Below are 24,482 nucleotides of genomic sequence, written 5' to 3'. Positions count from 1 at the left end.
GTCAGCCACGCTCCACATGTTTGAGGGATTTCAGGACACGTTCCAGGTGCCACTGCAGGTATGCGGCCACCAGCCCGGCGGCTTCCCGTCGGTGTGGCACTTCCGAACCGTCCGCCGTCGTCCAGTCCCCCGTCAGGAGGGCGGCCAACAGCATCACGGTTTCCGCCGCAGGCGCCGGCGAGCCGGGCGGCCGGCAGTCAGCGCAGACCATCCCGCCGAGGGGGGCGGAAAAAGCTGTGTGCGGCCCCGGCACCCCGCACCGTGCGCAATCCGTAAAGCTCGGCGCCCATCCGCCCGTTGCAAGGGCCCGCAACAGATATGAGTCCAGGATCAGCCCCGGTGCATGGTCTCCTCGGCTGAGGGATGCCAGGGCCCCCACCAGCAGGTTGTACTGCGCGGTGCCCGCTTCGCCATCGACGTCGGTAAGTTTCTCGGCCGTTTCCGTCATGGCCGCCGCAACGGTGTACCGTCCATAGTCCGCGGCGATGTTGCCCCCGTAGACGCCTTTGGCAACAGCCTGAGTGACGATGTCCAGCGTTCTTCCCGAGACGAGCTGCAGGTCCGCGACCATGAAAGGTTCCAGCCGGGCACCGAACTTGCTGCTGGTGCGCCGGACGCCCTTCGCCACGGCCCGGATTTGGCCGTGGTGCTTGGTCAGGAGGGTGATGATGCGGTCAGCTTCGCCCAGCTTATGGGTGCGCAATACGACGGCGTCATCGCGGTAGGACCGCGCAGCAAAGGATTGTTGGACCACGGTTAATCTTCGCACTGTCTCCCGGAAAGCCGGCAATGCCGGTGCGTTGCGCCCCGAAGTTCGGCGCGCAACGCCATTCCGGATCAGTCGCGCGAATCCCGGATGGCCCGGTTGACCGCGGAAATGACTGCCTTCAGCGAAGAGGTACTGGTGTTGGCGTCCATGCCGACGCCCCACAGGACCCGCTCCCCTACCGCGCACTCGACGTAGGCGGCGGCAGTAGCGTTTCCGCCTTCGGAGAGTGCGTGTTCGCTGTAGTCCAGAACCCGGACATCCACCCCGTCGTCGTGCAGGATGCTCAGCAACGCGGCAATCGGACCATTCCCGGTGCCGGTGCGGCGCACTGGAGCACCATCAATGGTGAGGGACGCGTGGAGGGTGGTCAGGCCGCCGTCGTCATCGGTTTCGGTGCTGAAGGATCCCAGCGAGTAACGGCCCCACTGGGTGTCCGCCTGGCTGGAGGGCAGGTACTCGTCCTGGAATATCTGCCAGAGCTGGGAGCCGGTGACCTCGCCGCCCACGGTGTCGGTGCGCTTCTGGATCACGCCGGAGAATTCGATCTGGGCGCGACGTGGCAGGTCCAGGCTGTGCTCGTTCTTCAGCAGGTAGGCCACGCCTCCCTTGCCGGACTGGGAGTTCACGCGGATGACTGCTTCGTAGCTGCGGCCCAGATCCTTCGGGTCGACAGGCAGATACGGGACGGCCCAAGTGAAGTCCTCCAGGGCCTTGCCGGCGGCCGCGGCGTCCCGCTCCAAGGCTTCGAAGCCCTTCTTGATGGCGTCCTGGTGGGAGCCGGAAAATGCCGTGAACACCAGGTCCCCGCCGTACGGGGTCCGCTCGGCCACCGGCAGCTGGTTGCAGTACTCCACGGTCCGCCGGACTTCGTCGATGTTGGAGAAATCGATCATGGGATCGATGCCCTGGACGAACATGTTCAGTCCCAGGGTCACCAAGTCAACGTTGCCCGTGCGCTCGCCGTTGCCGAACAGGCAGCCTTCGATCCGGTCCGCGCCGGCCAGATAACCCAGCTCGGCCGCGGCAACGCCGGTGCCGCGGTCGTTGTGCGGGTGCAGGGAAAGGATGATGCCTTCGCGGGGGTGCAGATGGCGGTGCATCCACTCGATGGAATCCGCATAGACGTTCGGGGTGGCCATTTCCACCGTGGCGGGCAGGTTGATAATGACCTGGCGGTCAGCGGAGGCCTCAAACACGTCAGCGATGGCGTTGCAGACCCGGACGGCGTACTCCAATTCCGTGCCGGTGAAGGACTCAGGTGAGTATTCATAGGTGATGTGCGTGTCAACGAGGGTTTCCTCGTACTTCTTGCACAGCCGGGCGCCCTGCAGCGCGATGTCCAGGATTCCGTCCTCGTCCTGGTTGAACACCACGCGGCGCTGCAGCACGGACGTCGAGTTGTACAGGTGGACGATGGCCTGCTTGGCGCCCACCAGCGACTCGTAGGTGCGCTCGATCAGCTGCTCGCGGGCCTGGGTCAGGACCTGGATGGTGACGTCGTCCGGGATGTGGTTGCCCTCGATGAGCTGGCGGACAAAGTCGAAGTCGGTCTGCGAGGCGGACGGGAAGCCCACCTCGATCTCCTTGTAGCCCATGCGGACCAGCAGGTCGAACATCTTCATCTTGCGCGCCGGGCTCATGGGATCAATCAGGGCCTGGTTGCCGTCACGCAAATCCACAGCGCACCAGCGCGGGGCTTTGGTGATGACCTTGTCCGGCCAGGTGCGGTCAGGCAGTTCAACGGAGATCTGGTCCTGGAAGGGCAGGTACCGGTGGGCGGGCATTCCAGAGGGCTTCTGTGCGTTTCGCATTACTATCGGGGCCTTTTCTGTGGTTCATATGTGAAAGGGTGGCCGGGCAACACAAACTCCGCGACGAGGATGGGCCTTGCGCTAGATCGCGTCTGAGGCCTCGCCGCGGCAGCTAAGAAGAAGCAGTTCTGCGCGCACCATTTGAGAGTAACACGCGTGCGTAAGATGAAGGAGCAACACCTCGCGCAACGTCCACCATGCAGACGCCTCAGCCGGTGCCAGCGCCGGCTGAGGCACGTCACACGAAGGAGCATCTGTGCCCATCTCGGGGATCGATCTGTCCAATATTGACCACAGCGTCAGGCCGCAGGATGACTTGTACCAGCACGTGAACGGGACCTGGCTCAAGGCCACCGAAATTCCGGATGACCGGCCACTCGAGGGAACATTCACGGCCCTGCGCGATGGGTCGGAGATCGCGGTCCGGGACATCATCGAGGACGCGGCAGCCAAGGGCGAAGCCGCCACCGGGATAGAGCGGAAAGTCGGGGAGCTGTACAACAGCTTCATGGATGAGGCCACGGTGGAGGCCAAGGGCATGGATCCCATCCGTGCCCGGCTGGCCGAAGTATTCGCCACCAGCTCGGTGTCCGATCTTGTAGCGCTTGCCGGTAGGCTTTTCCGCTCTGACGTGTCGGGTCTTTTCTACATCTACCCGGCACCGGACGCGGGCAATCCGGACCGCGTACTGCTCTACACCGGCCAGGGTGGCCTGGGCTTGCCCGATGAGTCCTACTACCGCGAGGAAAAGTTCGCTCCCATTGTCTCGGCGTACCAGGAGTATGTCCGGAACATGCTTGCCTTGGCCGCAGTGGAAGACGCCGAGTCAGCGGCCGGCCGGGTGGTCGCCCTCGAAACCAGCCTGGCGTCCCACCACTGGGACAACGTCACGCTGCGGGACCCGCAGAAGACCTACAACCTGAAGTCGTCCGACGAGGCGGCCGCCCTGTTCCCGCTGCTGAACACCTGGTTCGACGCTGCCGGGATCGACGCCGCCAAACGGACCGAGATCGTCGTGAGTACGCCTGACTTCTTCAGTGGGGCCGCGGCCCTGCTGGAATCCGAGCCACTGCAGGTGTGGCAGGAATGGCTGGCGTTGCGGGTCATCAACGCGGCCGCACCGTATCTGTCGGCCGAGTTCGTGAATGCCAACTTCGCCTTCTACGGAACAACCATCAGTGGCACGCCCCGCAACAAGGACCGCTGGAAGCGTGCTGTCGCCGTCGTCGAAGCCGCACTTGGGGAGGCCGTCGGACAGATTTACGTGTCCAAGCACTTCCCCGAATCGCACAAGGCGCGCATGCAGACCCTCGTGGCCAACCTGATCGAGGCCTACCGGCAGAGCATCACTGGACTGGACTGGATGGGCGAGGAGACCAAGGCCGAGGCGCTCCGCAAGCTGGAAGCCTTCCGCGCCAAGATCGGCTACCCGGATAAATGGATCGATTACTCAGCAGTGGAAATCGATCCCGCCGATCTCCTCGGCAATGTGGAGCGGGCCCATAACGCCGACGTCGACCGTCACCTCGATGAGGTGGGTAAGCCGGTGGACCATGACAAATGGCTCATGACACCGCAAACGGTGAACGCTTACTACCATCCGATGCTTAACGAGATCGTCTTCCCCGCAGCCATCCTGCAGCCACCGTTCTTTACGGCGGACGCCGACGACGCTGTCAACTACGGCGGAATCGGGGCGGTGATCGGCCACGAGATCGGCCATGGTTTTGACGACCAGGGGTCACAGTTCGACGGCGGCGGGGCACTGCGGAACTGGTGGTCCGAGGATGACCGCAAGGCCTTCGAGCTACTGACCGCCAAGCTGGTGGCCCAATACGATGCCCTGTCCCCCTACGCGGCGCCCGGGCACAACGTCAACGGCAAGCTCACTTTGGGTGAAAATATCGGCGACCTGGGCGGCCTGACCATCGCTTACAAGGCCTACCTCCTCAGCCTGGACGGAAGGGAACCGGAGGTACTGGACGGCCTCACCGGACAGCAGCGCTTCTTTGCCTCCTGGGCTGCGGGCTGGCGCCAGGTGATCCGGCCCGAGGAAGCCATCCGAAGGCTGGCCACCGATCCCCACTCCCCCAACGAGTTCCGGACCAATGCCATCGCCAAGAACCTTGATGCCTTCCATGAGGCTTTCGGCGTGACCGAAGAGGACGGCATGTGGATGTCGCAGGAGGCACGCGTCAGTATCTGGTAGTCCAAACCTGCCAGACGAATCATGCAAGAAGAGGCGGGGCCTTGGCCCCGCCTCTTCTCTTATTACGTTAGGTCAGCGAACGATCAGGTATGGATTCGCCTGCTGGCAGCTCTTGTCCCCCGCGGTCTGGCTGACGATGTTCTCCGGCAGGGCTACGGGGCCGCCGCCGGCCCCGTAGGTGGCACCGGAAGTAAAGTCGGTCCCCAGATAGGCCTGCACCCCCACTACGCGCGGGGCAGACTGTACTTGCGCGGCCGGAATGCCTAGGAGTGCGGCCACATCCGCGGCGACGTCCTCAAAGCCCGTCCCGTAGTACACCACGCTTTGCTTTACTGGCGTGGCAGCGAACTGGCCGGTCTGTGTGAAGCCGCCGGTCACGAGTGCCTGCACGATTTCCTGGGCCCGGCCCGGCACGCCACTGCCGTTGGCCACGGTGACAGGCTGGATCGCCTTGTTGTAGGACGGTATGGGCGGTGCGGTTTCTGTGGGCGCCGCTGACGGCGCAGCCGGTTCCGATGGCGCCGTCGGATTGGTGAGATCAATATCCTTCTGAAGGGCAGAGAACAATTGGGAGCCCGCCGGTTCGGCAATCTGGAGACGGTTGGGGTCAGAGAGTGCCGGGGTGGTGGGCACCGCTACGAAGGCCACCTTGCTGATGTCAATGTCCTTGAGCCGGTTGCCGATGGTGAGCAGCGACGGCACGGAGGCGAGCCCGTCATCCACGGTGAGGTTCTGGGTGACGGTGTCCGCGATGTTCAGCATTTTCGCCGGGTTGGACAGGGTGCCGTCGTCTTTGATCTTGCGCGTGAGGGATGAGAGGAATCCCTGCTGGGCCCTAATGCGGCCGAGGTCACCGCCGTCGGCAAAGGCGTGCCGGGTGCGCAGGAACGCGAGTGCCATTTCCCCCTGCACGGAAGACGTGCCCGCCGGGAGCCTGAGGTGGGAATCCGGGTCATAGACGGCGTCGCTGATGCAGACGTCCACGCCACCCACGGTGTTGGAGAGTTCCTTGACTGCGTTGAAATCAGCCATCATGAAGTGATCGATCTTCATCCCCGTCAGCTTGTTGACTGTATCCACAGCGCAGCCGATGCCGGCCAGCGACATTGCCTCGTTGATCATGACGCCGCTCAGTGCGGGATAGGACATTTTGGTTTTCTGGTCGGTGCACTGCGGGATATCCACCAGCAGGTCCCGTGGGAAGCTGATCACGCTGACGCGCTTGTTATCGGCGGAAATGTCCATCAGCATCATGACGTCGGACTTGCCGTAACCCTTGGACTCCTCCACCGAGCCATACTCGGCGTTTTTGCCGTCCCGGGTATCGGAGCCCAGGATCAGGATCTGCATCCTGCCGGTGGAATCGTTCGCTACGTTTGCCGCGTCGTCCCCGGCACTGAGAGGTGCGGTGGTGATGTTGGACTGGAGACGGAAGTACCAGTAACCGGCGAAGCCGAGGCCGCCGAGCAGCGCGATGGTCAGGACAGCTGTGGTCACCTTCAACCAGCCAGGCATACGGCGGCGCTGTCCACCGAAGTGCCGGGCTACGCCGACGGCGCTGGCGTCCGCGTGCCGGGAAACCGGGCCGCCGGCAGACGCGTCAGCTCCGTACTCGCGATTGTCGCGGCCTTGCCCCATGTGGTGTACCTTCCTCGAAAATTTCAATCCGCCCCATTTTAGTCGCCATTTCTGGGAACTTCCCGGGGGACAGGCCGGGGCGGGGCGAGCTGCTGGCTTAGAAACCCAGCTTGACCAGCTGTTTGGGGTCACGTTGCCAGTCCTTGGCGACCTTCACATGCAGGTCAAGGTAGATGCGGGCACCCAGCAGCGCTTCAATCGCTTTCCGTGCGTTGGTGCCGACCTCGCGGAGCCTGGCTCCGCCCTTGCCGATGATGATGGCCTTCTGCGAAGGACGCTCCACATAGAGATTGACCCGGACATCCAGGAACGGCCGATCCTCTGGACGGCCTTCACGCGGCACTATTTCATCGACGACGACGGCAAGGGAGTGCGGTAATTCGTCGCGGACGCCTTCGAGGGCGGCCTCCCGGATGAGTTCGGCGATCATTACGGCTTCCGGTTCGTCCGTCAGATGCCCGTCCGGGTACAGCGGCGGCGACGGCGGCATGTGGCTGATGAGCACATCAGCCAGGGTGTCCACCTGGAAGCCGTCCGCGGCGGAGACCGGAACGATGTCCTTCCAGCCATCCTCACCAAGGACTTCCCGGCCCAGCGCGGCAACGGCAAGAAGCTGTTCGGTGAGGGCCTGCCGGTCCACCAGGTCTGCCTTGGTCACAATGGCAATAAGGGGCTTGCCGCCAAGCTGCGCCAGTTGGGCGGCGATATATTTGTCGCCGGGGCCGATTTTCTCGTTGGCTGGGAGGCAGAAGCCGATCGCGTCGACTTCGGCCAGCGTGTCGGCCACCAGGTCATTGAGCCGTTTGCCCAGCAGGGTGCGGGGACGGTGCAGGCCCGGAGTATCGACGAGGACCAACTGGGCGTCCTCCCGGTGGACGATGCCCCGAATGGTGTGCCGCGTGGTCTGCGGCTTGGCGGAAGTGATGGCCACCTTTTGCCCCACCAGGGCATTGGTCAGGGTCGACTTTCCCGCGTTGGGGCGGCCCACCAGGACGGAAAAGCCGGCCCGGTAACCTCCGTAGTCCGGTGTGTCGGAGCCATGGCTGGCCGGACGGTTATTTTTCTTGCTCACGTGGAACTCCCTGCTGGGTTGCTTCCGCCTCGTCAAAGAGGTCTTCAAGGTCAGTGTCTATCTTTGGAACAGCCGCCGCAATGATGTGGCTGACCCGGTTGCGCCTGCCTTCGAGCCGTTCTGCGCGCAAGGAGATGCCGTGCACTTCCACATGGCTGCCAACGATTGGCACCCGGCCCAGGGCCTTGGCCAGGAGGCCACCGACAGTGTCCACCTCGTCGTCGTCGAGCTCGATGTCGAACAGCTCACCGAGGTCATCGATGCTCATGCGTGCACTGACGCGGTAGGCGCCGCCGCCGAGGGCTACGGCTTCGGCGCTTTCAGTGTCATATTCGTCCACGATTTCGCCGACAATTTCCTCGATGAGGTCCTCCAGTGTCACCAGGCCGGCCGTGCCGCCATACTCGTCGATGACAATGGCCACGTGCGTCGATTCCTTTTGGAGTTCCCGCAGCAGCTCGCTGACCGGTTTGGACTCCGGAACGTACCGGACTTCGCGGGCCAGCGCTTCAACCGGCGGCTGTTCGTCGTCGGGGCCCAGCTCGTGGAGCGTGGCAGCCACATCCTTGAGGTAGACGATTCCCAGGATCTGGTCCGTACTGTCGCCGATCACGGGGATGCGCGAATAGCCCGAACGCAGGAACAGCGACATTGCCCGCCGAAGGCTGGAGCCGGCGTCGATGCTGAGGATGTCCGTCCTGGGGACCATAACAGCGCGCACCAGCGTATCGCCGAAATCAAACACGGACTGGATCATTTCCGCTTCGTTGTCTTCGATCATGTCCGACTCCGAAGCGCGGTCCACGAGTTCGCGGAATTCCTGCTCACTGAAGAAGGCATCATCTCCCGCCGGTGCACCCGGTGCGGCTGCGCTGCCGAGCGCCACGAGCCACCGCGGGATGGGGCCCAGGACCCACGTCAGGAACCGGATCAGCGGCGCCGTGTACCGGACGACGGCGCCCGAATGCAGCCTGCCGATCTGGCGGGGGGAAACCCCGACGATGACGAACCCCAACAGGGCCATGATCCCTGTGGCGGCCAAACCTGCCAGCCACACGTTGTCCAGCAGGCTGTGCAGCAGGACGGCGACGGCCACGGCCGACGCCATCTCGAACCAGATCCGCCAAAACCGCAGCGCCCTGATGTGGGCCACCGGCTGGGCAAGGATGCGGCGCATGGCGTTGCCTCTGCCCTTGATGAGCGCCTCCTCGGCATCGTGCCGGGGAAGGAAGGTGAATGCGGCATCGGCAGCAGTGAGGAGGGCGGCGGTGCTGAGGAAAACCAGGGCCATGCCAACAAGGAGCAGGGGCGTCACTGCGTAGTCTCGGCGGGTGCTTCTTTGCCAGTGAACCCGGAGAGAAGCTGGCGCTGGAGGCCGAACATTTCTTCCTTCTCCTCAGGCTCCGCATGGTCATAGCCCAGCAGATGCAGAATTCCGTGCGTCGTCAGAAGCAGCATCTCATCCTGCAGGGCGTGCCCGGCGTTGGCGGCCTGGACCTGCGCGACCTGGGGGCACACGGCAATGTCCCCTAGCATCCCCTGTGGCGTGGGCCGGTCCGGCGTCCCCGGCGTGAGCTCATCCATGGGAACCGAGAGCACGTCTGTTGATCCAGGCTCGTCCATGAGTTCGATGTGGAGCTTTTCCATGGCGGGTTCGTCAACCAGCAGGATGGAAAGTTCAGCCTGGGGGTGGATGTACAGCTGTTCGAAAACGTACCGGGACAAAGCCACGAGCTCAGCTTCGTCGACCTGGATGCCGGATTCGTTGTTCACTTCGATGCTCATGCGCGTTCCGTCCGCTTCTCACGGCTTACTGAGTGTTTGACCTTGTTCCGTTGGACGTCATCCCAAATGCTGTAGGCCCGGACGATGTCACCAACCAGGCGGTGGCGGACCACATCCGAGGAGTCCAGCACCGAGAAGTTGACGTCTTCGATGCCGTGCAGGATCTCCTCCACGATGCGCAACCCCGAACGCGTGCCGAAGGGAAGGTCGACTTGGGTGACGTCGCCGGTGACCACCATTTTCGATCCGAAACCGAGGCGGGTCAGGAACATCTTCATCTGTTCAGGAGTGGTGTTCTGGGCCTCGTCCAGGATGATGAAAGCGTCGTTCAGGGTGCGTCCGCGCATATACGCGAGGGGCGCAACCTCGATGGTCCCGGCGGCCATGAGGCGCGGGATCGATTCGGGGTCCATCATGTCGTGGAGCGCATCATAGAGCGGGCGCAGATAGGGGTCGATCTTGTCACTGAGCGTGCCGGGCAGGAACCCCAGCCGCTCGCCGGCTTCGACGGCGGGCCGGGTCAGAATGATCCGGCTGACTTCTTTCTGCTGGAGCGCCTGGACAGCCTTCGCCATGGCCAGGAATGTCTTGCCGGTACCGGCGGGGCCGATACCGAAGATCACGGTGTTGGCGTCGATCGCGTCAACATAGTTTTTCTGGTTCAGCGTCTTGGGCCGGATAGTCTTTCCCCGGCTGGACAGGATGTCATGAGTGAGGACATCCACGGGGTTTTGCAGGGACTGGCTACGCAGCAACGCCACGAGCTGCTGCAGGACAGCGGGGCTGATAACGGTGCCGCGGGCCACAAGGCCGCGGACTTCATGCAGCAGGCGCATGATGTGGGGCACTTCGTCCGCGGGGCCGCTGATGGAAAGTTCGTTTCCGCGGACGTGGAAGTTGACTGCCGGGAACTGTTCTTCGATGTACCGCAGGGCCTCGTCATGGCTGCCCAGCGATTGAACCATCTGATCGGAGTTGTCAAAGAGAACCACCTCCGTCCGGACACCGGGAAGTGAATGGGGGAATTCTCCGGCGGCGCGCTCAGTGTTCAGCCGGCGCTTCCCGTTCGTTGATTCAGTCATGGTGCTGGCCCGCGGGCCTGTGGTCTCCTCCAGTTCGAACTTAATACCGCCGGATGCTGCGTGGGCGGTCTGTTGCCGAGCACGCCGGAGCCAGCGGTTCCTTCCATCTTACGCCAGCAGGGCCTTCGACGCGGCGACCTGGGCGCCGCGCAACTGGCGTTTTCAGGCGCATGACGGTCCGGTGACCGCCGACATTAGATATCAACTTCATATCGGGCGCATATCGTTCCCGTTGCAGTTGGGCCCGGGCGCTCTTTTGGGCCCTTTCGTGGTGCCGCACTATGCCATGCTTGGATTTCAGGCCGTCCGGGGACCGGCTTGCGGGGCGTCAGGCCCCATCATTCACAGCCAGGAAGGACAGGGCCATCAGAGTGCCGGAAACGCCCGCCCCACGCTCGGCCAAAGGTGCCGCGCGACCGTTCCGTGTGCGGGGCGTACTGGCTCTTTTTCCGGCCCTCCTCCTGCTGACCGGATGTATTGCCGATCCCGGCCCGGAGCCCACCTTGTCGGCGAACTCCACCGTGGCGGCTTCCGGCTCCCCCGGTGCGGCCGCCACCAGCGCACCGCTGGAAACCACGCAGTCCTCGAACAAAGCGCCCGTGTACTGGATCGGCCGCAGCAATGGCAACGTCTATCTTTACCGCGAGTTCCGGGATGTCCCGGAGCAGGAGAACCCGGTGACCCGTGCGCTACGGGCCATGATGTCCGACAAGCCGCTGGACCCCGATTACTTCACGCCGTGGCAGAGCCCCACGGAGCTGGCAACCTCGATCTCCGGAAAGAATGTCATTACCGTCGACGTCTCCGCAGATGCCTTCAACAGCAATCTCGACGCCGACATGGCAGTTCGTGCCATCCAGCAGCTGATCTTCACCGCCACGGCGGCCGCGGCCAGCTCCGGGCTCATCGACTCGGGCCAGCAGATTCAGGTCCGGGTCCTGGTGGACAGCCACACCGATTACCTGGCCTTCGGCCACGTCCAGCTGGGTGCCCCCATGTCACGGGCAGCCGGGATGGTGGCACCGGTTTGGATCATTGATCCACAGGAGGGTACAGATGTTGCCGGCGGCAGCGTCAAGATCACCGGCCGCAGCACGGTCCCGGGAGGCAAGCTGAAGTGGCAGATCCTGCGGACTGCGGGGAACGGAGACAAGACGCCGTACCTGACCGGCGAGACTACGGCCGGCGCAGACTCCGCCCAGTCCGGACTGTTCACGCTGGCGCTCAGCCTCTCGTCCGGGAGCTACGAGCTCCGCGTCTCGCAATCGGATGGCGGAAGCGGCGAAGGACTGAACGTGGACACCCGGAAGTTTAACGTCAACTAGTTGACGCCTCCCACGTCAGTTCACGAGGCCCGTTAGCTTAGGCCCGGGCGGCGCTCCAGCGTCCCAGCACATCGCTCGCAAGCACGACGGCGGCGGGTCCCGCAGTGGAGGACCTCAGAACGTGGTTGCCCAGGAGTGCCGTCACGGCACCGGCATCACAGAGCCTGGTGACTTCGCGGGGGCTGATTCCACCTTCCGGGCCGACGATGAGCAGGATTTCGCGGGGGGGCCCGGCCGCCGGCGCGGCGGCCTGCCAGGCCTCGAGCACAGACCGTAACGGCCGGACGGCATTTTCGTGGAGGATCACGGCAAGGTCCGCTGCTGCCACGGCGGCCACCAGACCGGGGGTTTCGACGGCGGCGCGAACCTCCGGAATCCAGGCGCGCCGTGCTTGCTTGGCGGCGGCCGTGACCACGGACTGCCATTTGGCGTGGGCTTTCGCGGCACGCTCACCCTTCCAGCGCACAATGGAACGTTCAGACTGCCAGGGAATAACGGCGTCGATCCCCAATTCCGTGGCGGTTTCCACGGCGAGTTCATCGCGGTCGCCCTTGGCCAAGGCCTGGACCAGGACCAGCCGGATGTCGGGCTGGTGTTCCACAGCCAGTTCGGCGCATTCTACGGTGAGTTCGGCAGGTGAGGCCGCAACAACCGTCCCGGTCAGGCGCTTACCTGCGCCGTCGGCAATGTCCACCGACTCCCCCGGTGCCAACCGCTTGACTGTTACAGCGTGGCGCGCTTCAGGGCCCTGAAGGGTGTACCGGGCCCCCGGAACCAGCTGGTCCAGTGACCCGGCGCCGCTGAAGAAGACAGGGTTGCTCACCGCTACAGGTTACCGAACCGGTCCCGCAGCTTGGCGAAGACCCCGCTGCTGGCCGTCAGCTTGCCCTCGGTGAACTGTTCTCCGCGCAACTTGGCCAACTGCCGGAGGAGGTCCTCCTGCGCGGCATCAAGTTTCGCAGGCGTCTCCACTTGCAAGTGGACCAGCAGGTCACCGCGGCCATAGCCACGAAGGTGCGTCACGCCCAGCCCGCGGAGCGTGATGACCTCTCCGGCCTGGGTGCCGGCTTTGACATCGATTTCCTGCATTCCATCGAAGGTTTCCAGGGACACTTCGGTACCCAGGGCAGCTGCAGTCATAGGAATGTGGAGCGTCGCGTGCAGGTCATCGCCGTCCCGGACATAGGTGGGATCGTTGTTAACCCGGATCTCGACGTAGAGGTCACCGGAAGGTCCGCCGGCGGGCCCGGCCTCGCCCTGCCCGGACAGCTGGATCCGGGTACCCGTTGCGACGCCGGCGGGCACCTTGATGGTGAGTGACCGGCGGCTGCGGATACGCCCCTGGCCGTTGCACTCGTTGCAAGGATCCTTAATGACAGTTCCGAAGCCTTCGCAACTGCCGCACGGGGCAGCAGTCATGACCTGGCCAAGGATGGAGCGCACAGCCCGCTGGACCTGGCCGCTGCCACCGCAGATATCGCAGCGCTCCGGGTGGCTGCCTTCGCGGCAGCACGAACCGTTGCAGGTGGGGCAGGTGACGGCGGTGTCCACCTCGAGCTTGCGGTTGACGCCGAACACTGCGTCCTTCAGTTCGATCCGGACGCTGATGAGGGCGTCCTGGCCGCGGCGGACCCGGGACGCGGGACCTGAAGATCCGCCAGCCCCGAAGAAGGTATCGAAGATGTCCTGGAACGCGAACCCCTGGCCCGCGTATCCGCCGCCGCCGAAGCCGTTGTCGGTGCCGTTCTCGTTGCCGGTGGTGTCATAGACACGGCGCTTCTGGGGGTCCGAAAGGACCTCGTAGGCATGGGTAACGGCCTTGAAGCGGTCCGACGCATCGTCCCCGGGGTTTACGTCCGGGTGAAGGGTGCGGGCCAGCTTGCGGTAGGCCTTCTTGATCTCTTCTCCGGTGGCTTCCGGCGAGACTCCGAGGACGTCGTAGTGGCTGCTCAAAGTTCGTATCTCTTCCCTGTTGTACTGCCGGCAGCGATGCTTCCGGCACTGCTCTTGGTGCCTGGACCGGCTGTTATGGGCCCAGAATTCTTGACAGATAACGGGCTACTGCCCTGACTGCGGCCATGGTGGTGGGATAGTCCATGCGGGTGGGGCCCAGGACGCCAACCTTGGCTGTGCTGTCCGGTCCGTAGGCTGTAGCCACCACCGAGGCTTCAGCCAGCCCGTCGTAGGGGTTTTCGCGGCCGATGCTCACGGTCACGCCCCGGGGGTCCTGCGCCATGTCACTGAGCAGGCGGAGCAGGACCACCTGTTCCTCCAGCGCCTCAAGCACAGGACCGATGCTGAGGGGGAAATCCACGTTGGACCTGGCCAGGTTCGCAGTGCCGGCCATCACCATGCGGTCCTCGCGGCTGCTGTGGGCGAGCGTTTCCAGCCCGTGGGCCAACGCTTGGGCAGCTGACCGCTGGCCAGGCGCAACGGAGGAGACCACGCCTGGCAGGGAGTGGGCCAACCGGCTCAGCGGCAGGCCCGCCAGCGTGCCGAGGAAATGTGTCCGCAGAGCGGCGACCGCGTCCTCACCCAGGTCCTGACCGACGTCAATGACGCGCTGTTCCACCTTGCCAGTAGTGGCGATGAGCACCAGCAGGACCTGGCGAGGCGCCAGCAGGACAAATTCGATGTGGCGGATAGTGGCCCGGCTCAGGTGCGGGTACTGCACCACGGCAACCTGGTTGGTCAGCTGGGAAAGCAGCCTGACCGTCCTGTCCAGGGCATCGTCCAAGTCATCCGCGCCCTCAAGAAGTGACTGGATGGCCTTCTTCTCTGCCGGGGAGAGAGGCTTAACGGCCGAAATTTGATCCACAAACAGCCGGTAGCCCTTGTCAGTGGGGATCCGGCCCGCGCTGGTATGCGGAGCGGTGATCAAGCCCTCGTCTTCCAGAGCGGCCATGTCATTGCGGATGGTGGCGCTGGAAACGCCGAGGTGGTGGCGTTCAACCAGGGCCTTGGAACCCACAGGCTCGCGGGAATGCACGTAGTCCTCCACAATGGCCCGCAATACTTCAAGCTTGCGCGGCTCGCTCACCCTCCACCTCCATCCATGGTTGCGCCTCAATAGTCAGGCCACTGGTCGCGGTTCGTTAGCACTCGACATGCCTAAGTGCTAACAGTCTAATATGACTCACCCCGTTGTTAGCATTGGTACCGCTCCGGGCGAACATTCCGGGGCACGATCTAGCGCAAGGCGGAATCAATCCATGCATTACCAGAACTGGGGTCCTCAGGAGATCACCGCGCCTGTCCGGAACGAACTCCCCGAGGTTCCGGTGGAACGCGGCATGGTCCTCGAAGACGCCCAGTCCGGCTGGGTCGGAGCAGTGACCCGGGTGGAGAAGTCCGGTGGCATGCATGTGGTTGCCCTCGAGGATCGCCGGGGCAAGTCGCGTTCGTTCAAGCTTGGCTTCGGGTTCCTGTTGGAAGGGCAGCCCATCAGGCTGATGCCCCCGGCGCCCAGGCAGAACGCCGCCGTGCCCGTTGGCCGGACGGCATCCGGCTCCGTCCGCGTGGCGGGCCAGCGTGCCCAGGTGGCCAAGGCCAGCAGGATCTGGGTGGAGGGCAAGCACGACGCCGAACTCGTGGAAAAAGTCTGGGGTGACGATCTTCGGGTGGAAGGCATCGTCGTGGAGCCTTTGCATGGCATCGATGACCTCGCCGGGGCGGTGGCCGCATTCGGTCCCGGGCCTACCCGGCGGCTGGGGATCCTGGTGGACCACCTCGTGCCGGACTCCAAGGAGTGGCGCATCGCCGCCGGGGTCATGGCCTCCCCGGGCGCCGCCGGGAACGTGCTCATTGTCGGGCACCCCTACGTTGACGTGTGGCAGGCCATCCGTCCGGCCGTGCTCGGCATCGAACAGTGGCCCGTAGTACCCCGTGGACAGGATTGGAAGACCGGCATTCTGGCGGCCTTTGGCTGGCCGCACGCCACCAAGGAGGACATTGGCCTTGGCTGGCAGAAGCTGTTGGGTGCTGTCCGCAGCTACGCGGACCTGGAAGCGTCATTGCTCGGGCGGGTGGAGGAGGTCATCGATTTCCTGACGGCGCCGTAAGTTCTGCGGGACCCCTCCGGTCCCGGTCCGTTCGGTCGACGGCAGCATTTGGCGGCATAACAAGTATTCTTGGTAGTGCGGAGGCTGTTGTTGCACCAGCCCGGCATTCTCCAAACCAGCACGATTGTACTTTCGAAGGATGAAACCGTGGCACAAAACGCACGCGAGCACCGGGACGACCAAGGTCGTTCCGAGTACCAGGGCGTTCCCGCAAACGCGTTGCCCCTCACGGCCAGCGAAGACCGTCAATGGGCCACGCTGGCACACTTCGGCGGGATTCTCGGTTGTGTACCGTCCCTGCTGATCTACCTGATCTTCCGTGAGCGTGGACCGTTCACTGCGCAGGAATCCAAGGAAGCGCTGAACTTCAGCCTGCCGCCCACCATCGCCGCGCTGGTGGCCAACCTCCTGGTCTTCATCCCGGTGGTTGGGAACATCTTTGCCGTCATCGCCACCCTCATCTGGATTGCGTTGACCTGCTTCTCGGTATCGGCTGGCATCCACGTCAACAAAGGCCAGCCCCACCGCTACCAGTACAACTTGCGCTGGATTAAGTAAGGGCTAGTCCGGGAGGATTCTGCGGACCACGGCGTCCGCAAGCAGGCGGCCCTTGAGCGTCAGCACCAGGGTTCCCTGGATGGCAGCTTGCGCGTCCACGAGGCCCTCGGCCATCAGCCCGGCCACAGCATGGCGGCCTGACTCCCCCAGCGTCGCGATGGCGAGCCCCGAAACTAGGCGTGCCTCAAGCATGACGCGCTCCACGTCCAGCGTTTCGGCGTCGAGCGTTTCCCTGCCCGCAGCCGGCGAGAGCCCTTGGACCAGCCGTCCGGCGTAGGCGGTGGGATGCTTGACGTTCCACCAGCGCACACCGCCCACGTGCGAGTGCGCTCCCGGACCGATGCCCCACCAGTCGTCCCCGCGCCAGTAAGCGAGATTGTGCCGGCACGCCTGCTGCGGCGTCCGCGACCAGTTGCTCACCTCATACCAGCTGAGCCCTGCTTCGCCGATGAGTTGGTCGGCGAGTTCGTACTTGTCGGCGTGGTCGTCGTCGTCGATTCCCGGAACTTCGCCCCGGCGGATCTGGGCGGCCAGCTTGGTGCCGTCCTCCACGATCAGCGCGTAGGCACTGATATGGTCCGGCTCGTAGGACAGTGCAGTCTCCAGGGAGAACCGCCAGTCATCGAGGGATTCGCCCGGTGTTCCGTAGATCAGGTCCAGACTCACGGCCAGTCCGGCCTCGCGCGCCCACTGCACCACCTGGGGCACCCTGCTGGGCGTGTGCGTGCGGTCCAGGACTTTGAGAACGTGCGGGACGGCTGACTGCATACCGAAGGAAACGCGGGTGAAGCCTGCGTTCTTCAGCAGCGCCAGGGACTCCGGGGTGACGGAATCGGGATTCGCTTCGGTGGTGACTTCGGCACCGTCCTCCAGGCCCCATTCCTCCACGGCCGCGACCAGGATCCGGGCGAGGTCTTCGGCCGGGAGCAGCGTGGGGGTGCCGCCGCCGAAGAATACTGTACTCATGGGCCGGGCAGGGATACCTGACTTCGTGAGGACCTTTGCTGCAAGCCGGACTTCGGAGATGGCTGTGTCCGCGTAGGCGTCCTGCGACGCCCCGCCGCCCAGTTCGGTGGCTGTGTACGTGTTGAAATCGCAGTACCCGCAGCGGACAGCGCAGAACGGGATGTGCACATACAGTCCGAAGGCCCGGCGCTCTGCACCGTCCGCTGCCTGGTCAGGCAGCAGACCGTCCGACGGCGCCGGGTCACCAAGGGGAAGAACGCTAGGCATTGCGGTGGCCTCGCGTGGTTCGGGCCAGTGTCATCACTACTTTTTGGCCTTGTCCTTGGACTCGTCCGTGGTCAGCGCAGCGATGAAGGCTTCCTGGGGTACCTCTACGCGGCCCACCATCTTCATGCGCTTCTTGCCTTCCTTCTGCTTTTCCAGCAGTTTGCGCTTCCGGGAGATGTCACCGCCGTAGCACTTGGCAAGCACATCCTTGCGGATGGCGCGGATGCTTTCACGGGCGATGATCCGTGAGCCGATCGCGGCCTGGATGGGCACCTCGAACTGCTGGCGGGGAATCAGTTCGCGCAGCTTGGTAGTCATCATCACACCGTAGGAATATGCCTTGTCGCGGTGCGTGATGGCGGAGAAGGCATCCACCTGTTCGCCCTGGAGCATGATGTCCACCTTCACCAGATCGGCCACCTGATCGCCGTCGGCCTTCCAGTCCAGCGAGCCGTAGCCGCGGGTTTTGGATTTGAGGATGTCGAAGAAGTCGAAGACAATTTCGGCCAGCGGGAGGCGGTACCGGATTTCCACGCGGTCCTCGGAGAGATAGTCCATGCCGCCCATGACGCCGCGCCGGCTCTGGCAGAGTTCCATGATGGCGCCGACGAATTCGTTGGGCGCCAGGATGGTGGCGGACACCATCGGCTCGCGGACTTCGGCGATCTTGCCGGAGGGGTACTCGCTGGGGTTGGTCACATGGACCACCTTCTTGTCCTCCAGCGTGACCTCGTACTCCACGTTGGGGGCTGTGGAAATGAGGTCAAGGTTATATTCGCGTTCGAGACGTTCGCGGGTGATTTCCAGGTGGAGCAGGCCCAGGAAGCCCACGCGGAAGCCGAAGCCCAGCGCGGCCGACGTTTCCGGCTCATACACCAGGGCGGCGTCGTTGAGCATCAGTTTCTCGAGGGCATCTCGCAGCACCGGGTAGTCCGTGCCGTCGAGGGGATACAGGCCGGAGAAGACCATGGGCTTGGCATCGGCATAGCCGGGGAGGGAGTCAGCGGCCGGCTTGGCAAGGTTGGTGACAGTATCGCCAACCTTGGACAGGCGCACGTCCTTCACACCGGTGATGAGGTAACCCACTTCGCCCACACCCAGGCCCTTGGACGGGGTGGGTTCCGGCGAGCTCACGCCGATCTCGAGGAGTTCGTGGGTGGCCCGGGTGGACATCATCTGGATGCGCTCGCGGGGATGCAGCATTCCGTCGACCACTCGGACGTAGGTGACCACGCCGCGGTAGGTGTCGTAAACCGAGTCGAAAATCATGGCGCGGGCGGGGGCGTTGGGGTCTCCAACCGGGGCCGGCAGATCGCGGACGATCTTGTCCAGCAGCGCCTCGACGCCCATGCCTGTTTTTCCGGAAACACGGAGGACGTCTTCAGGATCGCCGCCGATCAGGCTGGCGAGCTCCGCCGCGTACTTCTCGGGCTGGGCAGCCGGAAGATCGATCTTGTTCAGCACCGGAATGATGGTGAGGTTGTTTTCCATCGCCAGGTAGAGGTTGGCGAGGGTCTGCGCCTCTATGCCCTGGGCCGCGTCCACGAGCAGGATTGCGCCTTCGCAGGCTGCCAAGGAGCGGGAGACCTCGTACGTGAAGTCCACGTGGCCGGGAGTGTCGATCATGTTCAAGGCGTAGCTGCTGCCATCGAGTTCCCAGGGCATACGAACGGCCTGGGACTTGATGGTGATGCCGCGCTCGCGTTCGATGTCCATGCGATCCAGGTACTGGGCCTTCATATCGCGAGGCTGAACCACCCCGGTCAACTGCAGCATCCGGTCGGCCAAGGTGGACTTACCGTGGTCAATATGCGCGATGATGCAGAAATTCCGAATAATGGCCGGATCTGTCGCGGCGGGCACCGGGGCGGTGCGGGCCATGGGAGACACGCAGGGTCCTTACTGTTGGCATTCACTGATGGCTTTCGGCGATCGGGCAGGACGCCCCGAAGGCACCCTGCGGCCGGACCGCACATTTGGAACCTCCAGTGTCCCACGTCCGGGCGCCACGCAGTGCATCCAGCGCCAAAGCCGCGCTACAACTCGGCGATATTGTTTTCCCATGCCTATCAACTTCCGATCCCTGGCCAGCGCGGTCCGGACAACAGTCAGAGTCCTCCAAAAACTACGGTCTGGCGCCGCCGCGCCAACGGTAAAGCCCGCGCCGAAAGTTGGCCGCCAGACGGCCCCGGCGGCACCGGTTCCGGGCGCCCCCCTCTCGGGCTATCCGGGGGACTTCACAGGCGTCTCAACCGTCCGCTACGCTCCCCGGCCTGACGGCAGCCCCGACCCCGGCGAGATCGTCTGGTCCTGGGTGCCGTTCGAAGAGGACTACTCGCGGGGGAAGGACCGCCCAGTCCTGCTCGTGGGCAAGAACGGCCGGTACCTGCTCGCAGTGATGCTCACCAGTAAGGACCATGACCAGGACGGTCGCCGCGCGGAGGACTATATAGACATCGGAACCGGGCCGTGGGACCGTCAACGGCGGCCCAGCGAAGCGAACCTTGAACGGATCCTGCAGATCGCCCCCGACAGTATCCGGCGTGAAGGTGCCGTGCTGGACCGGAAGCGCTTCGATGCGGTGGCGGCGGAGCTCCGCGCACGACACGGCTGGGAATAGGCCGCCAAATGGCCAGCCTTCCGCCGGGTCTGCTATTCTTTATAGCTGTGTGTCCGTGCAGGTCGACGGCCACTGATGGTTGGCCGCCATAGGTATCCCCACGCCGCTCAGTCAATGGCCAATCTGAAAGCCCTCTAGACCATTTCCGCATTAAAAAGAGAGTTCACACGTGGCTAATATCAAGTCCCAGAAGAAGCGTATCCTCACCAACGAGAAGGCACGCCTGCGCAACAACGCAGTCAAGTCTGAGCTGAAGACGGCCATCCGCGCCGTCAACACCGCCGTTGAGTCCACCGACAAGGATGCAGCTACTGCTGCCCTGGTTGCCGCCAGCCGCAAGCTGGACAAGGCTGTCAGCAAGGGTGTTCTGCACAAGAACAACGCAGCGAACCGCAAGTCGGCGATCTCCAAGAAGGTCAACGCACTGTAAGGTTTCCAGTTCGTCAGAACTGATGATTGAGGCCGGCTCCCGACGGGTGCCGGCCTCAACTCTTTAAGCGGTCAGTGCCCCTTCGCGGATGTGGCAATGACGGTCACGGCATGTTCAACGGCATAGACCGGGTCCCGGGAGAGCCCCTTCACTTGGGCATCGGCCTCGGCTGTGGCCTGGATGGCCCGGACCAGCCCGTCAGGAGTCCAGCGCCGCACATCACGCTGGGCCTGCTCCACCAGCCACGGCTGCATGCCCAGATCCCTGGCTATCTGCGCCGAGGAACCCTGGGCGCCGGCCACTTTTGCCACCGTCCGTAGCTTCGCTGCCAAGGCGGCAACCAACGGGACGGGGTCAGCCCCTGTGGCCAGGGCGTGGCGCAGGGTGGACAGTGCCAGAGGACCGTTTCCTGCCATGGCCGCATCAGCAACTTTGAACGCCGTGGCTTCGATCCTGCCGCCGTAGTAGCGGTCCACCAGTTCCGGAGTTACAGCGCCCGTGGCATCGGCGATCAGCTGGCTGCAGGCGGCTGCCAGCTCCGAGAGGTTGGCGCCGACGGCGTTGACCAGAGTCTGCACCCCGTCAGAGGTGATCTTCCGTCCGGCGGCCCGGAACTCGGCCGCCACAAAGGCGGCCTTGTCCGCGTCTTTTTTCAGGGGCTGGCAGTCGACCACCGGCCAACCGCCAGCCTTGACGGCGTCGAGAAGCTTTTTGCCGCGCACTCCCCCGCCATGGCGCAGGACCAGCACCGCGTCTGCTTCCGGATGCTTGACGTACGCCAGGGCGTCGGCGAGGAAGGCGTCATTCATGCTTTCCACGCCTTCGACTTCAATGAGTTTGTGTTCCCCGAAGAGGGAGGGGCTGACATTCATCGCGAGGGTGCCGGCTTCGTAGCTGCCAGCCGCCAGACGGCTGACCTCAACGTCGGGAAACGCGGCCCTTACTTGGGCCCGGATGTGGTCCATGGCGCGGATGCCGAGGTACTCCTCGGGTCCGCCCACCAGGACGATTCCGGCGGGGCTTACGTCCCGCCAGGAGGCAACATTCGACGGCGTCGTCCTGGTTCGTGTGCTTTGGGCTGCGGCCATGGTGGATTCCTCCCGGAAAATTCTGGTGCAGTGTCTAAGCCTGCCATGGGGAACCCCCGCCTCCAAGCCGCGAGGGCCGTGGCCGCACAGGGAAGCCGGGAACCGTGCAGCCCTTCGTCATGACCGGCAGTCCCGGCATGACCAGCCCGACCGTGCGTTAGTCCGTTACCGGTTCCAGCACCTGTGCGGGCGGCTCGGTGTGAGGGTCCGGGCCGGAGAGTGTTTTGAAAATGGTCCATCCGACGGCGGTGACGGGGACTGCCAGCAGCGCGCCGATAATGCCGGCGGTCATAGTGCCCGCAGCCAGGGCCAGCAGGATCGCCAACCCGTGAATGCTGAGGACCCTGCCCATCAGGACCGGTTGCAGGAAATGGTGTTCGAGCTGGTTAGCGCCGATGACCACAGCGAGGACGATCAAAGCCGTCACTGGTCCATTCGAGATGAGGGCAACGGCGACGGCCAGGGTGCCTGCCGCCGTGGCCCCAACGATGGGGATGAAACCGCCGATGAAGACGAATACACCCAAGGGTAGTGCCAGCGGAACACCCAGTATGGCCAGCGCAACTCCAACGATGAGCCCATCAGCGGCGGCGACAATAGCCGTTCCACGAACGTAGCCTCCCAAAACGACTGCGCTCCGGTCGGCCGCATGGTGCGCTTTTCCGCGGCGCGTAGCCGGCAGGAAACCGATGAGGAACTCGCCGAGGGTACGTGCCCCTGTGAGCGCCTCCGTACCGAAGGAACTGGAAGTGAAGAGGTGCTGGACAGCGTCCCGTGTGGCGTTGATCTGAGCGTCACTGACCGGAATGGGCCCCGCATTCAGAAATTCGTGAAGGCGATCGATGCCGGTAAATGCTTTGGCAGTGAGGTCCCTCGACAACCAAAATCGGCGGCAAGCCTGAGGGAAGATCAGCCATGGTATCTCGCTTTCAGAACACAACAGAGTGAAAGATCCTTGTCCCACCTAAGGACATGCCTGGCTCGTGCTGCAGATGTGACCTTCGGTTCGCACCCGAAAATCACCCAGACCTCATCACACAGGTTACCGGGGCTGATCCTGGGCGGGCTTACGTCCCGCCGGGAGGCAACGTTCGACGGCGTTGGCCAGGTTCGTGTTGCCTGGGAGGCTTCGTAAAAGCCCACAGGCGATTGTCCGCGGTGTCCAGCAGAGATACGGTTCGGGCATGGACCCCCAGGATCAGCCGCAGTAGTTGACGTGGCCGGACGGCTCCCCACAGCGCGGCGAGGCTAAGCCCGGACAACAGCACCATCGTCAGGACGCCGAACGCTCCTTCGGGCCAGGGTAAGGAAGCGCCCGGCAGTCCTGCAGCGGTCCGGGCTGTACCGGCTACGCCCCCGCTGAACGTTCCCGCGACAGCGATCAGGGCGGTGGCCAGCCAAGGTACCCAGGCAACTAATGGCACAGCAGCCGTTCCCAGCAGGGTCACCGGTGCCACCAGCGGTGCGGCTATCACGTTCGCCAGCAGGGAGTACGTCGAGAACTGGGGCTGCAGCAACACGATGACAGGGCCGCACAGCAGCTGCGCCGAGAGCGGTACGGCCAAGGCCGCCGCGGCCCAGCGAGGAATGATCGCAGGGGTCCAGTCCACGATCCGGGAACCAAGGACAATGATTCCCAGTGTCGCCAGCACCGAAAGCAGAAAGCCGAAGCTCGTTGCGAGCCCTGGATCGATCAGCAGCAGGCCCATCACAGCAAGGCAAAGGAAGCTGAGTCCCCGGCCAATGCGGCCGCCAGCCAGCGAGGCAATGGCGATCGAACCCATCAATGCAGCGCGCAGGACGCTGGCGTCAGGACCAACGAGAACTACAAACATCCCCAAGCCAGCCAGCGCCATGGCGGCCGCAGGGATCCTGGGGACCCTCAGGCTGCGCGCCGCCATCAGGAGTGCGCCCAGGACGAGGCTGCAGTTGGCGCCGCTCACTGCAGTCAAATGGGTCATGCCCACCGTCTTCATGGCTGTGTTGAGCCCTTCGTCCAGGGCCGACGTGTCACCGGTGACCATGCCCGGCAGGAGCCCGCGGGGATCGGCCGCCAAAAACGATGCTGCAGCCACATACCTTCCCCTTAGCTCCTTGGCCATCACCTCCCCGGCCGGGGCCGCATCGGCTCCAACGCCGTCCGCGGCAGCAGCGCCTGGTGCCATCGACGCTGCCAGAACGGCGGTCTCCTGTTGGCCCGGCTCAGGGGGCCTCAGCTTACCGGCGGTCCGGACCAGTTGCCCCGGGACCACGTTGTCCCAGCCGCGGCCGCCCATCACCACAAGCTCAGCCCGGGTACTGATGACGTTGCCGTTGGCAGTCACTTCTTCCGTCCGGGCAGCCACCGACCACCGCTCAGGTGTTCCCGCCTGTCCCGGGAGCGTCAGGGCGTGCGGGGAGCCGGCAATTTCCACAATCGCGACCACCGAATCCCCTGCTGCGACAGCTTCCGCCAGTGGTCCATCGTGGCGCTGCGAGGATAACACCGCAGAATGTGCAGCCGCGCTTGCGGCCAGGACCAACGCCACGGCCGTGGTGGTCAGGAAGCTCCTGCGCTGGGCAACGAATTTTTTGCAGCGTGCCGCCCGGGCCAACAGGACGACTGCCAGAACCAGCAATCCGCTGCACAGCAACGCCAGCATTAAAGGTGTCAGCCACGCTCCGGCCACTGCGGCACCCCAAACAAGCAGCGCAGGCAGCGCCAGCCTGACGTCTGTCCGCCGGCGGCGCTTTTCGGCCGGTGCGGTCTCCTGTTCCCGGCCGCGCAGCTTCTTCCGGACATGATCGGCCAGCATGGCACC

Annotated in this window: 21 protein-coding genes; 6 read left to right on the top strand and 15 right to left on the bottom strand. The window is 64.1% G+C overall.

Annotated features, from left to right (window positions below; all coding sequences use genetic code 11):
• Window position 1: 1 nt before the first annotated feature.
• A complete protein-coding gene (gene recO, locus AB4Y73_RS03535) occupies window positions 2–754 on the bottom strand; it encodes a DNA repair protein RecO (protein ID WP_441868525.1) in 753 nt (250 codons plus the stop codon).
• Window positions 755–837: 83 nt separating this feature from the next.
• Window positions 838–2,580 (bottom strand): 2-isopropylmalate synthase, encoded by a 1,743-nt coding sequence (gene leuA, locus AB4Y73_RS03530; RefSeq protein ID WP_441868523.1) that lies wholly within the window; start codon window positions 2,578–2,580, stop codon window positions 838–840.
• Between the two features lie 256 nt (window positions 2,581–2,836).
• On the opposite strand from leuA, the gene AB4Y73_RS03525 reads away from it, so the two are divergent.
• On the top strand, window positions 2,837–4,789 hold the full coding sequence (locus tag AB4Y73_RS03525) for a M13 family metallopeptidase (protein ID WP_441868521.1): 1,953 nt from the start codon (window positions 2,837–2,839) through the stop codon (window positions 4,787–4,789).
• 72 nt (window positions 4,790–4,861) lie between these two features.
• Here AB4Y73_RS03525 and AB4Y73_RS03520 read toward each other — a convergent pair whose 3' ends face one another.
• From AB4Y73_RS03520 to AB4Y73_RS03500, 5 genes are all read right to left on the bottom strand, one after another.
• The gene (locus tag AB4Y73_RS03520; RefSeq protein ID WP_441868518.1) at window positions 4,862–6,427 is read right to left on the bottom strand and encodes an LCP family protein; all 1,566 of its coding nucleotides are present in this window, start codon (window positions 6,425–6,427) and stop codon (window positions 4,862–4,864) included.
• A gap of 97 nt (window positions 6,428–6,524) precedes the next feature.
• Entirely contained in the window at window positions 6,525–7,499 is a 975-nt protein-coding gene (gene era, locus AB4Y73_RS03515; RefSeq protein WP_441868515.1) for a GTPase Era, read from the bottom strand.
• Entirely contained in the window at window positions 7,483–8,814 is a 1,332-nt protein-coding gene (locus AB4Y73_RS03510) for a hemolysin family protein (RefSeq protein ID WP_441868512.1), read from the bottom strand. Before AB4Y73_RS03510 ends, era begins: the two co-directional genes overlap by 17 nt.
• Complete coding sequence (gene ybeY / locus AB4Y73_RS03505) at window positions 8,811–9,284, bottom strand: rRNA maturation RNase YbeY (protein ID WP_441868509.1); 474 nt, start codon at window positions 9,282–9,284, stop codon at window positions 8,811–8,813. The genes AB4Y73_RS03510 and ybeY overlap by 4 nt, the downstream gene beginning before the upstream one ends.
• Window positions 9,281–10,366 (bottom strand): PhoH family protein, encoded by a 1,086-nt coding sequence (locus tag AB4Y73_RS03500; protein ID WP_441868506.1) that lies wholly within the window; start codon window positions 10,364–10,366, stop codon window positions 9,281–9,283. Before AB4Y73_RS03500 ends, ybeY begins: the two co-directional genes overlap by 4 nt.
• Before the next feature lie 371 nt (window positions 10,367–10,737).
• On the opposite strand from AB4Y73_RS03500, the gene AB4Y73_RS03495 reads away from it, so the two are divergent.
• Complete coding sequence (locus tag AB4Y73_RS03495; RefSeq protein WP_441868503.1) at window positions 10,738–11,691, top strand: GerMN domain-containing protein; 954 nt, start codon at window positions 10,738–10,740, stop codon at window positions 11,689–11,691.
• A gap of 37 nt (window positions 11,692–11,728) precedes the next feature.
• On the opposite strand, the gene AB4Y73_RS03490 is transcribed toward AB4Y73_RS03495, so the two are convergent.
• From AB4Y73_RS03490 to hrcA, 3 genes are all read right to left on the bottom strand, one after another.
• Window positions 11,729–12,514: a 16S rRNA (uracil(1498)-N(3))-methyltransferase gene (locus AB4Y73_RS03490; RefSeq protein ID WP_441868500.1), complete on the bottom strand. Its 786-nt coding sequence runs from the start codon at window positions 12,512–12,514 to the stop codon at window positions 11,729–11,731.
• A gap of 2 nt (window positions 12,515–12,516) precedes the next feature.
• Complete coding sequence (dnaJ, locus tag AB4Y73_RS03485) at window positions 12,517–13,644, bottom strand: molecular chaperone DnaJ (RefSeq protein ID WP_441868497.1); 1,128 nt, start codon at window positions 13,642–13,644, stop codon at window positions 12,517–12,519.
• A gap of 73 nt (window positions 13,645–13,717) precedes the next feature.
• The gene (hrcA, locus tag AB4Y73_RS03480) at window positions 13,718–14,731 is read right to left on the bottom strand and encodes a heat-inducible transcriptional repressor HrcA (protein ID WP_441868494.1); all 1,014 of its coding nucleotides are present in this window, start codon (window positions 14,729–14,731) and stop codon (window positions 13,718–13,720) included.
• Between the two features lie 172 nt (window positions 14,732–14,903).
• Between hrcA and AB4Y73_RS03475 the strand changes: the two genes are divergently transcribed.
• Both AB4Y73_RS03475 and AB4Y73_RS03470 read left to right on the top strand, forming a co-directional pair.
• Window positions 14,904–15,752 (top strand): DUF3097 domain-containing protein, encoded by an 849-nt coding sequence (locus AB4Y73_RS03475; RefSeq protein WP_441868491.1) that lies wholly within the window; start codon window positions 14,904–14,906, stop codon window positions 15,750–15,752.
• A 147-nt stretch (window positions 15,753–15,899) separates the two neighbouring features.
• Window positions 15,900–16,310 (top strand): DUF4870 domain-containing protein, encoded by a 411-nt coding sequence (locus tag AB4Y73_RS03470; RefSeq protein WP_255768960.1) that lies wholly within the window; start codon window positions 15,900–15,902, stop codon window positions 16,308–16,310.
• Between the two features lie 3 nt (window positions 16,311–16,313).
• On the opposite strand, the gene hemW is transcribed toward AB4Y73_RS03470, so the two are convergent.
• Together hemW and lepA are read right to left on the bottom strand one after the other, a co-directional pair.
• Window positions 16,314–17,543 (bottom strand): radical SAM family heme chaperone HemW, encoded by a 1,230-nt coding sequence (gene hemW, locus AB4Y73_RS03465; RefSeq protein ID WP_441868488.1) that lies wholly within the window; start codon window positions 17,541–17,543, stop codon window positions 16,314–16,316.
• A 36-nt stretch (window positions 17,544–17,579) separates the two neighbouring features.
• Window positions 17,580–19,433 carry a translation elongation factor 4 gene (gene lepA / locus AB4Y73_RS03460; protein ID WP_441868485.1) on the bottom strand — a complete coding sequence of 618 codons (1,854 nt, stop codon included), beginning with the start codon at window positions 19,431–19,433 and terminating at the stop codon, window positions 17,580–17,582.
• A gap of 172 nt (window positions 19,434–19,605) precedes the next feature.
• On the opposite strand from lepA, the gene AB4Y73_RS03455 reads away from it, so the two are divergent.
• Together AB4Y73_RS03455 and rpsT are read left to right on the top strand one after the other, a co-directional pair.
• Window positions 19,606–20,163 carry a type II toxin-antitoxin system PemK/MazF family toxin gene (locus tag AB4Y73_RS03455; protein WP_441868482.1) on the top strand — a complete coding sequence of 186 codons (558 nt, stop codon included), beginning with the start codon at window positions 19,606–19,608 and terminating at the stop codon, window positions 20,161–20,163.
• Between the two features lie 169 nt (window positions 20,164–20,332).
• Window positions 20,333–20,593 carry a 30S ribosomal protein S20 gene (gene rpsT, locus AB4Y73_RS03450; RefSeq protein ID WP_255768956.1) on the top strand — a complete coding sequence of 87 codons (261 nt, stop codon included), beginning with the start codon at window positions 20,333–20,335 and terminating at the stop codon, window positions 20,591–20,593.
• Between the two features lie 71 nt (window positions 20,594–20,664).
• Here the strand turns inward: rpsT and holA are convergent, their stop codons facing one another.
• From holA to AB4Y73_RS03435, 3 genes are all read right to left on the bottom strand, one after another.
• Entirely contained in the window at window positions 20,665–21,681 is a 1,017-nt protein-coding gene (holA, locus tag AB4Y73_RS03445; protein WP_441868479.1) for a DNA polymerase III subunit delta, read from the bottom strand.
• A gap of 157 nt (window positions 21,682–21,838) precedes the next feature.
• Window positions 21,839–22,561, bottom strand: a complete 723-nt coding sequence (locus tag AB4Y73_RS03440) for an AI-2E family transporter (RefSeq protein WP_441868476.1) — start codon at window positions 22,559–22,561, stop codon at window positions 21,839–21,841.
• 187 nt (window positions 22,562–22,748) lie between these two features.
• Window positions 22,749–24,476 carry a ComEC/Rec2 family competence protein gene (locus tag AB4Y73_RS03435; protein ID WP_441868473.1) on the bottom strand — a complete coding sequence of 576 codons (1,728 nt, stop codon included), beginning with the start codon at window positions 24,474–24,476 and terminating at the stop codon, window positions 22,749–22,751.
• Window positions 24,477–24,482: the final 6 nt, after the last annotated feature.

The sequence above is a fragment of the Pseudarthrobacter sp. TAF60_1 genome, assembly GCF_052113505.1.
GTDB lineage: Bacteria > Actinomycetota > Actinomycetes > Actinomycetales > Micrococcaceae > Arthrobacter.
The sequence above is the reverse complement of the archived record's forward strand: the minus strand, read 5'-3'. Positions and strand labels throughout refer to the sequence as shown.